Raw genomic sequence first — 11,759 nt, forward strand, 5'->3', positions numbered from 1 at the left:
TAATTTAAAGCGTGATTTTCTAGCCTTAATCACTCAGCATTATGGTCAGGTTTTTAATATTGATGGGCTTGGATAGGAAATCATCCATCCCGGCGGTACGGCACTTTTCAATGTCTTCAGCCTGCACACTCGCGGTTAAAGCAATGATCTTGGTTTGCGCATTCGGTCCATCAGTTTCCCGGATCTTTTGGGTCGCGATCAGCCCGTCCATTTCAGGCATATGCATATCCATGAGCATCACATCAAACTTTTTATCTTGCGCCTTTGACACACCGACAACACCATTTTCGGCCAATTCAGCTTTGTATCCCAGCTTGGTGAGGATTGCGGAGCCAACGGTTCTATTGATCCCATTGTCATCAACAATCAGTGCGGTCCGGTGATCACTGTATGATAACGGTTCGATCCCGCTTTCAGCCTTGGGAACGGGCGGGGTGGTAATTGCTTCGAGTTCAAGGTCGAGAGTAAATGTGCTGCCTTGCCCAATACGGCTTGTGACAGAAACGCTGCCCTCCATGGCATCCATCAAGTCTTTTACGATTGATAGGCCCAGACCTGTCCCACCAAAACGCCGCTCAATACTGCCATCAACCTGCTCGAAGCGTTCAAAAATCCGGGAAACTGCATCATCCGGAATGCCTATCCCAGTATCAATGACTTCAAAATGAAGCGGAATATGACCGTTGGGTTTTGGCTTCGCAAAACCCTTCAATGTGATTGTGCCACTTTCCGTGAACTTAATGGCGTTGCCAAGAAGGTTGATCAGCACTTGGCGAATACGACTATTGTCACCATGCAACCGGATATCGGCCGGCGCGTTAAAGGCGTTGACGATCTTCAGGCCCTTATGCTCCGCTGTGGAGCGGACAACCTCTAGGGCCTCAGCCACCAGCTCATTGGGAGAAAACTCAACCTTTTGAATGGTTAGCTTGCCGCCAGCAAGCATAGAGACATCCAGGATATCATTCACAATTGCAGACAGCGCCTTGCCAGATTTGACGATAATATCGACCTTTTCAAACTGAGATGGCTCAAGTTTGGAGTGTCGCAACAGCTCAGCTACCGGGATAATACCGTTGAGCGGAGTTCGAATTTCGTGGCTCATCGTTGCCAAGAACCGTGAGCGCGCCTCTAACGCTAATTCTGCGCGAACACGGGCCGCATCCAGCTTGGCGGTCTGGTCACGAATACGATCGCGCATCAAACAGAAACTCTTAGCCAATAGTCCCACTTCATCGGGCCCGCTTGGAAGAACCGCGTCATAGTTGCCATCAGCCAACTCATCTGCAGCCTCAGTAACCATCAAAATTCGACGTGTGATGAGACGATCCACAAGATAAATGTTCGCAAACAAAATTAGTGCGACAATGATCATCCCAATGAAGAAAATTCGAATTTGTTCGTTTTGAAAGTATTGGAGTTGCGGCCCGAAATCGGCGACAACGCTCAGCACGGCAAGATCTTCACCTCGCAGAGAGATTGCCATGCTTTCAGTAAATAGATAGTCCCCTTGTAGTTCCGACAAAGGCTCCAAAGGGTAAAGCTGCCCACCATCCGGGCGTGACAAGCTGACTTGCACCCACTCTGGGTACTGGGCTTCAACGTTCTGCAATGTCTCGTAAACTGCACCAATTTGATTGCTCACCAAGTATGGCAATAGCCCTTCGGACAGAATGGTAACGCCTTTTTGCAGCTCGCTTGTTTGGGTTTCCGTTAACATACTGTTCAATCGCGGCAGCCAGAATGCTTCGAACAGCACTACACCCACGACAGCGCACATAAGAATGGCGGCCGTAACGCGAACCCGGATTGATTTAAAATTCATATGGTCACCCAAAAAAGAGTCTTGAAGGGCCTAATCAACCCAGTAGTTCTGTAAATTGAGAGCATACAAACCATCGTATTCAGCACTCGTGGCTGCAATGGCTTGCCGCATCGGAATACGTGCCAATAGCTCTTGGCCCTCTGTGGTGTCGGCAATCTTGAGAAATGCTGTTTGAACGGCCTCGGCAACGTCCGGTGCGATACGCTGGTGCGCCACAAAGGGATGAGGCGGCACACGGGTTGTTTCATAGATGATCCGCAATCGGTCCCTCACCTGCGGCTCTGCGCGGTTTAAGGTGGCCATAACCCCGCCGCCGGCATCCATTTGGCCCAGTGCAACGTTCAAGTAGGTGGACGAATGGGTCGACACATATTCCTGTTTGTACTCCAGCCCGTGAATGCGGTCCAAGTCAGCGCGCATCAAAAGGGCCGCCCCCAAAGCATTGGGCGATGGAAATGCAATCGTTTTGCCCTCTAGGTCCGCAACATTTTCAATGCCCGAGTCTTTGGCGACGACAAGCACGCCAAAAAGCTCCCGCGCGCCATCCCGCACCAGCGCATCATATCCTTGGGCTTTGCGCGCGACTAAAAAATGGTACGGGTTCATGTAGGCGAAGTCGAAATCACCCGCGATAAATCCATCCTCGAATTCCGAAATCCTGGGGGAGCCGACCATTTCAAAGGTATGACCTGTTTCCTCTTCAAGTTCGCGCAAGATGGGCGACCATATCTCTGCCAATTTGATCGGCTCAAACTGCGGAACGATGCCAATCGTGAAGGTATCGGCTGTTGCTGCATCAGACAAAGCAAAGCATGAGGCAAGAACCGCCACGCTACTTCTGAAAGCTTGAGCTAGGTCGATGGGGTTTCTTGGCGGGTGTTGCAACATAATGTCCTCGACTAAAGGTACTGACGGAATTCGATAAACTAGCGTAAACAATAATACTTATACGTTATTGTTATAGCTCTTAGACTTACAAGTAGTTCTGTCAAGAGATGAGTTACGTTAGGGGAACTTTGCCTCTAATTGCAGCAGAACAGGCCACCGAAGGCCGCCTTTCGGTGACTTAAGGCGTTGTGCTTTGACACAGATCTTCCAGCGGCGATCACATCCGTGGTGAAAAGTTCCGCCGGAGGCGTCTCGATTTTCGAAAAACTGTTGTGATCCAAACTCGACCAAGCCTGAGAACCGCCCAGTGGGTTGGATTGAGCCGGTCGGTTCACAATACCGCTCGCCTGATAACGTGACAAATTCATCGCCCGAACACTCAGCGACACGACCCGCATGCGCTGCAACTTAACCAACAGCACAAACTTACCCTGAAACGAAAAAGCAGCCCCCGATGTGGGAGCTGCTCAGTGTTAGGTACAACGAAGGCAGTTCGGCTTACTTGCCCGAACGCCCGCTATCGTTTCCGGACATACCGCCCGATACTTCTTCGGTCGCTTCAGCAGCCAGTTCCTCAGGGAGGATCAAGTTCAGCATAATCGCGATGAACGCTGCCGGCAGGATACCGGAAGTGGCTAGGACCTTGAGCGTCCCGGGCAGGTGTTGCAACGCACCCGGCTCCAATTGGAGACCCAGACCCAGCGACAATGCGATCGCAAAAATCACCATATTACGGCGGTTCCAGTTCACATCCGACAGCATCGAAACGCCAGCGGCCACAACCATGCCAAACATCACAATGACGCCGCCGCCCAAAACCTCAATCGGGATCGAGGAGATGATCGCACCCACCTTGGGGATCAAGCCCGCCGCAATCAGGAACAATGCGCCGATGGTCACAACATGGCGGCTCATGACGCCGGTCATAGCGATCAGGCCCACGTTTTGGCTAAACGATGTGTTAGGCAGCGCCCCGAACAGGCCCGAAACGGCCGTGCCCAGACCGTCAGCGTATGTGGCGCCTTGGATCTCTTTGTCGGTGGCTTCGCGCCCCGCGCCGCCTTTGGTGATGCCGGACACATCGCCCACGGTTTCGACCGCAGACACAAACGACATCAAACAAAAGCCGATGATCGCCGCGACCGAGAACTCGATCCCGAAATGCAGCGGGTTGGGCAGAGCAAAGGACGCAGCCCGTCCCACGTTGCCAAAGCTCACTTCGCCCAACATGAAGGCCAACGCGTAACCTACGAGCAAACCGATCAAAACGGCAGAAACAGACAGCATCCCACGGGCAAAGAACTTCAACCCAAGAGTGACGACAACAACCGTGCCGGCCATTGTCCAGTTCAGGAGCGAGCCGTACTCAGGCTTGCCAATCGCGGGGACACCACCAGCCGCGTACTGAATGCCGACCTTGACCAGAGCAAGACCGATCATCGTCACGACCAAGCCCGTCACCAGTGGCGGCAGAGCAAAGCGGATTTTGCCAATGAAAAGGCCGAGCGCCGCGTGGAACAAACCGCCCACGACAATACCGCCCATGACCACAGCCATGGCGTCGACACCTTTGCCCGCAACCAGCGGGATCATGATCGGGATGAACGCAAACGAGGTACCCTGCACGATGGGCAGGCGCGCACCTGCGGGGCCCAAACCGATTGTCTGGATCAAAGTCGCGATCCCGGCAAAGAACATCGACATCTGGATCATGTAGATCATCTGTGGAAAATCAGGGCTGTTTGAGCCAAAACCAAAGCCTGCCGCGCCACAGATGATGATCGCGGGTGTCACGTTAGACACGAACATCGCCAAAACGTGCTGGATACCCAGTGGGACCGCTTTTGCCAGTGGTGGGGTGTAATTTGGATCGCGCAGTTGTTCTGGCGTCCCGATTGATGTGTCAGCCATGTGGCTGTCCTCCCTTTAGAATAGTCGTTTTATTGTTAGAGCGTGATGAGGGTTGGCTCCTCCAGCCAGTGTTCCTCAAGGTTGGTGCCGTCGCCGATCCGGTCGATAACAGCAAAAAGCCCCGATCCTTCGATCGGAGCCAGAACACCGTGCCAGGTGTTACGAGCGATGTTGATGGCTTGCGTGTTGGTCGCGACAAAGGCCTGCGGCGGACCGGGGCGGCCATTTTCATCGGGTGCTACGATCACCAAAAAGCGGGCGGCCGACATTGGCACAAAGCACTGCGAGCCGAGCGGATGACGCTCGAGCAGATCACAGGTGTAGGGCAGGGCGCGCAGTTCCGCTTGGAACAGGCTGAGCCCCAGCTTTCCGCCTTCAATATCGAACGATGCAAGGTCGCTAAATCGGTCACACAGCCCCGCATTGATCGAAACCGGGGCCACAGTGCCAACCTCGACCACATCACCAAACGGCGCAAAAGCGGCGGCAGTTATGGGGCGCGCTTGAACCGCGCGCATCGGTGTTGCGGTTTGCTGTGTCACAGGTGCAGCCCCACGTGGCGGTTTACGTCCTTATAGAGCAGATAGCGAAACGTCTCATCGCCAGTGGCGATACAGGCCTGCGGACAAAAGGCGCGCAACCACATGAAATCACCCGGACCGACATCGACCCACGTGTCGTTCAGCAGATATTTGGCCGTGCCTTGCAGAACATAAAGCCCGTGTTCCATCACATGCGTTTCGGCAAACGGGATCCGACCGCCGGGCTCAAAATTCACGATGGTCATGTGAAAATCATAGGCCATGTCCAGCGGGTCAAAAAACCGCTGCGTGGCCCATGTGGTTTCGGCCCCGGGCATGCCTGTGGGGGTTATGTCCGTTTCGTGCACCACAAATGGCTCAGGCTCCAGATCACCGGGCAGCGGCACATAGGCTTTGCGAACCCAATGAAACCCTGCCTCGGCCTCGGACGCATTCCACAACTGCCAAGGCGCACCCGCAGGCAGATACGCAAAGGAGCCTGCGCGCAGCTCATGCGAGACCTCACCAATGGTTAAGCGAAGGTTTCCATGCGCCACAAACAAAGCAGCTTGCGCGGTGGCCAGCGGCTCGGGCGTGGATGACCCGCCGCCGGGCTGCAATTCGACGGCGTATTGCGCGAACGTCTCGGCAAAGCCGGTCAATGGGCGCGCAAGGATCCAAGCGCGATGCCCCGTCCAACCGGGCAGAAAACTGGTGACGATATCGCGCTGTGTCTTGGCGGGCAGGACCGCATACGCGGGCGTAAAGATCGCGGTGCCTTCGGGGCTTTCGTCAAATGGGGGCATCCCACCGGGCGGAAAGGCATAGCGGGTCTGCGGCTCAATCGGTTGTGTCCCATCTGTGGGCGCGGTGTTCACGACGTTCATGCGAATAGATCCTTGAGACGGTGAAAGGCGATGCGTTCAACCTGATGACAGGCTTGTGCGAACTCTTGCGCGCGGCTGTTGGTCAAGCGCGCGTGGAAAGCCGCTAGGATACTGGCTTTGTCGTGGTCGCGGACCGCGATGATGAACGGAAAGCCAAAGGCTTTGACGTAGGCTGCGTTCAATTCAGTAAAGGTCTGACGCTCTGCATCGGTCAGGGCGTCTAGGCCTGCAGATGATTGCTCACCGGTGGATTCTGCCGTGAGGCGCTTGGCTTGCGCAAGCTTACCTGCCAAATCCGGGTGCGCGGTCAAAACGCCAAGGCGCTCATCTTCGGACGCAAGCCGGAACTGCGTCTTGAGAGCTGCATGTATGCCGATGACACTATCATGAGCCGGGCCTAGCTCGGCCTCATAGGCGCGCTCCGCGATCCAAGCGGAATGTTCAAATATCCCGCCAAAGGTGGCCACGAATGTTGCGGCGTCCATGCGAGATGGTTGTAGCTTTGGCGCCTGATAGGGGTGTTCAACCGCCCAATGTGCCGCGATATCCGCACGACGGGCCACCCAGACATCTTCATGGCTGGCAACGTAATCCAAGAACCGCGCAAAGGCCGCAGCCCGACCGGGGCGCCCAACCAAGCGGCAATGCAAACCGATGCTCATCATCTTGGGCGCACCTGCGACACCCTCCGCATAAAGCGTGTCGAAACTGTCTTTAAGATAGGTGTAGAAATGCTCACCGGTGTTGAAACCCTGCGGTGTCGCAAACCTCATGTCATTGGCATCCAGCGTGTAGGGGATCACAAGTTGCGGGCGCTCTGCCACGTCGGTCCAATAGGGCAGATCATCCGCATAGGTGTCCGAGACATAGTCGAAACTGCCATCCTCTGCGATCAATCGCACGGTATTTTCAGAACAACGGCCCGTGTACCAGCCCTTGGGCGCGCTGCCCGTGACGGCGGTGTGCAGGCGCTTGGCTTCCGCGATCTGGGCGCGTTCCTCGGCCTCGGGCATGTCTTTGTGTTCGACCCATTTCAGGCCGTGGCTCGCGATTTCCCAATCGGCGTCCAACATTGCGGCCACTTGCGCGGGTGAGCGGGCGAGGGCGGTCGCCACCCCATAGACCGTAACCGGCATGTCGCGGGCCGTGAACATATCGTGCAACCGCCAGAACCCAGCACGCGCGCCATATTCGTAGATCGACTCCATGTTCCAGTGGCGCTGACCTTCCCAAGCGGCGGCCCCGACGATTTCGGACAAAAACGCCTCCGAGGCGGCATCACCGTGCAGAATGCAGTTCTCACCACCTTCTTCGTAGTTCAGCACAAATTGCATCGCAATTTTGGCCCCATTGGGCCAGTTGGCCGCGGGCGGTTGCCCAGCGTATCCCGACATATCTCGGCTATAACGTTGCAAAGTGTCCTCCCAAAGCTATCTCCGCTTAAACCGCGATTAAGTTTCGGTCTTTCAAAATTTTCTTGAAAGTGTTTCGGGGGTTCTTGCATTTCCAATGCAAAGCCCATCCCGCAGACATCTTTTACACCAACAGGAGACGCATCATGGCTGGCTATCTCACGACCCATGTTCTGGACACGGCCAAGGGCTGCCCCGCAGCGGGTTTACGGATTGAACTGTTCCGAATTGATGGCGGCACAGCCACCAAGATCACCGAGACGACGACCAACTCCGACGGCCGCACCGACGGCCCAATCTTGCCCCAAGACGCGTTTGAAACGGGCAACTACGAATTGGTTTTTCATGCCGGTGATTACCTGCGCGCCAATGATGCCCCCGCAGATTTTCTGGACGTCATCCCACTGCGTTTTGTGATGAGCGACGCAGATCACTACCATGTCCCACTCCTGCTGAGCCCTTATAGCTACAGCACCTACCGCGGCAGCTAAGCCAGCGCGGCTTTCAGCGTATCGGACATAAAATCTATGAAAAACCGGCTCTTAGGATCTTGGTTTTTTCGATGCGGATACAGCACCGCAAGCTGTGTATTGGGCGGCGGTGATTTTTGACAGACCGGGATCAGGGCACCGCTATCAAGGTGGTGCTGGATTTCAAACGTCGGCTTGTTGATGATCCCACGCCCGTCGAGCGCCCACTCGGTCAGCACATCACCATCGTCACAGGCAAACGGCCCCTTGACGTCAAAGTTCTGAAACCCGTCAGAGGTATTGAGCGACCAGCGGAACTCAGTCGAGCCGGGAAACCGCAATAGCAGGCAATCGTGATCCTGCGAAATCAGATCCGCGCCATGGACCGGTCGGCCCTTGCGCCTGATGTATTCCGGGGAGGCGCATAGCACTCGCTCAAACGTGGCGATCGGTTTCATCATCAGGCCTGAATCCGGTGGGTTCCCAACCACAAAAGCTACGTCCAGACCTTCGCCTGCCACATCAAGCGCACGGTCCGAGAGCCTCAGGCGCGTGTGTATCTCAGGGTATTTCTCTCGAAAGACGGCCACATTCGGCGCAATCAACCGCCGCCCAATACCAAGCGGTGCTGACACGAAAATAGACCCGCGCGGGTTAAGTGTGATCTCATGAACCGCAGCCTCTGCCTCCTCTAGGGCTTCGAGAACTTTCAAAGCCTTCGGATAGAAAATGCGCCCCTGTTCTGTGGGCTGGATGGAGCGGGTCGTGCGGGTAAATAGCCGAATCCCCAGCTGCTTTTCCAACTCTCCGATCCGGCTCGAGGCCACGGCCGCCGACACACGCAGATCGCGCGCCGCGGCAGACATGTTTTCAAGCTCGTATACGCGGGTAAACATGCGGATATTGTTGATATTAGCCATGGATTATTCGGTTTTTCTTGAAGCTGATCCGGATAATCAGCAATTATCATATAGAAGCGGGACGGTATAGCGTCGCACAAAATGTTTGGGAGAACGCCACATGTATGATCTCGCCGTTATGACGGATTGGCTCGGGTTCGCGGTGCGCTGGTTGCACGTCATCACGGCGATGGCTTGGATCGGTTCGTCGTTTTATTTCATCGCCTTAGACCTTGGCCTGCGGAAGGTGCCCCATCTGCCCGTCGGCGCCCATGGCGAGGAATGGCAGGTCCATGGAGGCGGGTTTTACCACATCCAAAAGTACCTCGTGGCCCCCGAAAATATGCCCGAGCATCTGACATGGTTCAAATGGGAAAGCTATTCGACATGGCTGTCGGGCGCGGCTCTGTTGGTGCTGGTCTATTGGGCCGGGGCCGAGATGTACCTGATCGACTATGACAAGATCGAATTGTCCACGTTCCAAGCCATCGCGATTTCTGGCGGCTCGCTCGCGATTGGTTGGATACTTTATGACATGCTGTGCAAAAGCCGCTTGGGCGAACACCCCACGGCACTGATGCTGTTGTTGTTTGTCATCCTTGTGACAATGGCATGGGGCTACAACCAAGTCTTCACGGGCCGCGCCGCACTGCTGCATTTGGGCGCATTCACCGCGACGATCATGACCGCGAACGTATTTTTGATCATCATGCCGAACCAGCGCATCGTGGTCAAAGACCTCCAAGAAGGCCGCGCGCCGGATGCCAAATACGGCAAAATCGCCAAGCTACGCTCCACCCACAACAACTACCTGACGCTGCCCGTGATCTTTCTGATGCTGTCCAACCACTATCCGCTGGCCTTCGCGACCGAGCATAATTGGATCATCGCATCGTTGGTGTTTTTGCTGGGCGTTTTGATCCGCCACTACTTTAACTCGATGCACGCCCGCAAAGGCAAACCGGTTTGGACGCTTGGCGCGTCTGCAGTAATTTTCGTGCTGATCATGTGGCTGTCGTCGGCCCCGATGTTCCGCGATTACGATTGGCAGGCAGAGGTCGTCGTGCCGGAACCGATGCAATATATCGTTGAGGCAGAGGGCTACGGCGAGGTGCATGATATCGTCATGGGTCGCTGCTCAATGTGCCACAACCCGGAGCCCACATGGTCAGGCATGATGTGGCCACCCAAAGCCGTTCGCCTAGACAATGACGCGCAGATCGCCCTGAACGCTCGTGCTATTTATCTGCACGCAGGGCTTAGCCACGCGATGCCTCCGGGCAATGTGACCGGCATGACAGACGATGAGCGCGCCCAAATCATCCGCTGGTACCGCGGTCTCGGCGCGGAGCGCGCGGCGCTGTCGGACTAATAGGGCCACACAACGCCCAAGCGCATCTAATTAGAAGTCAGCTTACCACAGCCTGACCACGACTGCCCTCAACGAGCGTTTAAGCCGCTCGTTGAGGGCGGTTTTTTTGTATGTTTAGGCAAATTAATGGCGGAGACACAGTCCGCCTCAATATAATCCTAGCCGTTCCAGTAAGTACCATTTAACAGGAGGTTAGATTGTGCTTGGCTCGTGTATAGTCCGACGAAAGCCACCACATTCCTAAAGTAAATGGGGGGTGGAATGGTGGATATGTTTGCTGGAGGTGGAGCTCTAAAATCTGGGAAGCACCCTGAAAAGGCGCTGTCTGCAGCTTTTGTGCGAACCGTTTGCAAACCTGGGAAGTATACCGATGGCAACGGTCTGTTTCTTAAGGTCGATCAGACGGGAGCGCGGCGATGGATCCAACGTATTGTGATACGAGGAAAGCGGACCGAGATGGGACTGGGCTCTGCTAACTTGGTTTCGCTAGCTGAAGCCCGCGAATTGGCGCTTCAGAATCGTAAACTGGCACGACAAGGTGGGGACCCTCTTAAGGCGAAACGCGAAGCGGAAGCGGTGATGACGTTTGAGGAGGCCGCACGTGCAGTTTACGAGATACACAGACCGGGTTGGCGCAACGCGAAACACGCAGCACAGTTCATTGCGACACTCGAGACTTATGCTTTTCCACGTTTAGGTGTTAAAAAGGTTACTGAGGTCGGAAGTGCAGATGTCTTATCAGTTTTGCAGCCGATCTGGTTGTCAAAGCCCGAGACAGCCCGCCGCGTACGGCAACGGATTGGGGCGGTAATGAAGTGGGCTGTTGCAAAGGGCTGGAGGCAAGATAATCCGGCTGAGGCTATATCTTCGGCGCTGCCAAAGCAGACAGAACGGCCGCAACATCGAAAGTCTTTGCCATACTCAGAAGTACCGGAATTCCTCAGAAAGCTAGATAACTCAGCTGCTAGTGTAAGTGCGAAATTGGCACTGAGACTCATAATTTTGACGGCCACGCGCTCTGGTGAAGTTCGTATGGTGCGGTGGCCGGAGGTCGATCTAGAAACAGCTACATGGATCATTCCCGCTGCACGGATGAAGGCAAAAAGAGAATTTCGGATCCCGCTTTCACAAGCGGCTCTTGATCTGCTTTCAGCTGCGGAAAAGCTCACAGATGAAAGCGGGTTCATCTTTCCCGGCACTAAAGCGGGCAAGCCTCTATCTGATGCCACTCTCTCAAAGCTAACAAAAGAACTAGGGTTCGACGTACATGTTCATGGCTTCCGGACATCTTTTAAAACTTGGGCGCAAGAATGTACGAATGTGCCCCGCGAGGTTTCAGAAGCTGCGCTTGCTCATACGGTTCGGAATAAAGCGGAAGCTGCTTATGCAAGGTCAGACCTTTTTGATAAACGCCGCGAGCTCATGGAGCGTTGGTCTCAATCTATTGTTTAGTCCAGAAAGGAAGTATTACTACTCCGTAGTGGTCTAAGAAAATATTTTGAAGTGAGATCCCTTTTGAACGGCTTTGTTGCACAAATCCCATCATGAGGGGATTCACTACGTGAAGCCAGCGT

General features: G+C 54.8%; 10 protein-coding genes. 3 read left to right on the top strand and 7 right to left on the bottom strand.

Annotated elements, in window-relative coordinates; genetic code table 11:
* Window positions 1-25: 25 nt before the first annotated feature.
* The 6 genes from THS5294_RS02040 to puuE all read right to left on the bottom strand — a co-directional run bounded on the left by THS5294_RS02040 (window position 26) and on the right by puuE (window position 7,447).
* Window positions 26-1,825, bottom strand: coding sequence for an ATP-binding protein (locus THS5294_RS02040; protein WP_058122428.1), 1,800 nt, complete (start codon window positions 1,823-1,825; stop codon window positions 26-28).
* Between the two features lie 30 nt (window positions 1,826-1,855).
* Window positions 1,856-2,629, bottom strand: a complete 774-nt coding sequence (locus THS5294_RS02045; protein WP_058122446.1) for a phosphate/phosphite/phosphonate ABC transporter substrate-binding protein — start codon at window positions 2,627-2,629, stop codon at window positions 1,856-1,858.
* Between the two features lie 582 nt (window positions 2,630-3,211).
* Entirely contained in the window at window positions 3,212-4,624 is a 1,413-nt protein-coding gene (locus THS5294_RS02050; RefSeq protein ID WP_058122429.1) for a uracil-xanthine permease family protein, read from the bottom strand.
* 35 nt (window positions 4,625-4,659) lie between these two features.
* Window positions 4,660-5,166, bottom strand: coding sequence for an ureidoglycolate lyase (locus THS5294_RS02055; RefSeq protein ID WP_306434191.1), 507 nt, complete (start codon window positions 5,164-5,166; stop codon window positions 4,660-4,662).
* On the bottom strand, window positions 5,163-6,032 hold the full coding sequence (locus tag THS5294_RS02060) for a bifunctional allantoicase/(S)-ureidoglycine aminohydrolase (RefSeq protein ID WP_058122430.1): 870 nt from the start codon (window positions 6,030-6,032) through the stop codon (window positions 5,163-5,165). The genes THS5294_RS02055 and THS5294_RS02060 overlap by 4 nt, the downstream gene beginning before the upstream one ends.
* Window positions 6,029-7,447: an allantoinase PuuE gene (puuE, locus tag THS5294_RS02065; RefSeq protein WP_058122431.1), complete on the bottom strand. Its 1,419-nt coding sequence runs from the start codon at window positions 7,445-7,447 to the stop codon at window positions 6,029-6,031. Before puuE ends, THS5294_RS02060 begins: the two co-directional genes overlap by 4 nt.
* A 143-nt stretch (window positions 7,448-7,590) precedes the next feature.
* Between puuE and uraH the strand changes: the two genes are divergently transcribed.
* Window positions 7,591-7,935: a hydroxyisourate hydrolase gene (gene uraH / locus THS5294_RS02070; RefSeq protein WP_058122432.1), complete on the top strand. Its 345-nt coding sequence runs from the start codon at window positions 7,591-7,593 to the stop codon at window positions 7,933-7,935.
* Here the strand turns inward: uraH and THS5294_RS02075 are convergent.
* Window positions 7,932-8,834 (bottom strand): LysR family transcriptional regulator, encoded by a 903-nt coding sequence (locus THS5294_RS02075; RefSeq protein WP_058122433.1) that lies wholly within the window; start codon window positions 8,832-8,834, stop codon window positions 7,932-7,934. The genes uraH and THS5294_RS02075 overlap by 4 nt on opposite strands.
* Before the next feature lie 100 nt (window positions 8,835-8,934).
* Here THS5294_RS02075 and THS5294_RS02080 point away from each other — a divergent pair, with 100 nt between their 5' ends.
* Complete coding sequence (locus tag THS5294_RS02080; RefSeq protein WP_058122434.1) at window positions 8,935-10,185, top strand: urate hydroxylase PuuD; 1,251 nt, start codon at window positions 8,935-8,937, stop codon at window positions 10,183-10,185.
* 261 nt (window positions 10,186-10,446) lie between these two features.
* Window positions 10,447-11,637, top strand: coding sequence for a tyrosine-type recombinase/integrase (locus THS5294_RS02085; protein WP_058122435.1), 1,191 nt, complete (start codon window positions 10,447-10,449; stop codon window positions 11,635-11,637).
* The last annotated feature ends 122 nt before the right edge of the window (window positions 11,638-11,759 follow it).

It is taken from the genome of Thalassobacter stenotrophicus (assembly GCF_001458315.1).
GTDB lineage: Bacteria > Pseudomonadota > Alphaproteobacteria > Rhodobacterales > Rhodobacteraceae > Thalassobacter > Thalassobacter stenotrophicus.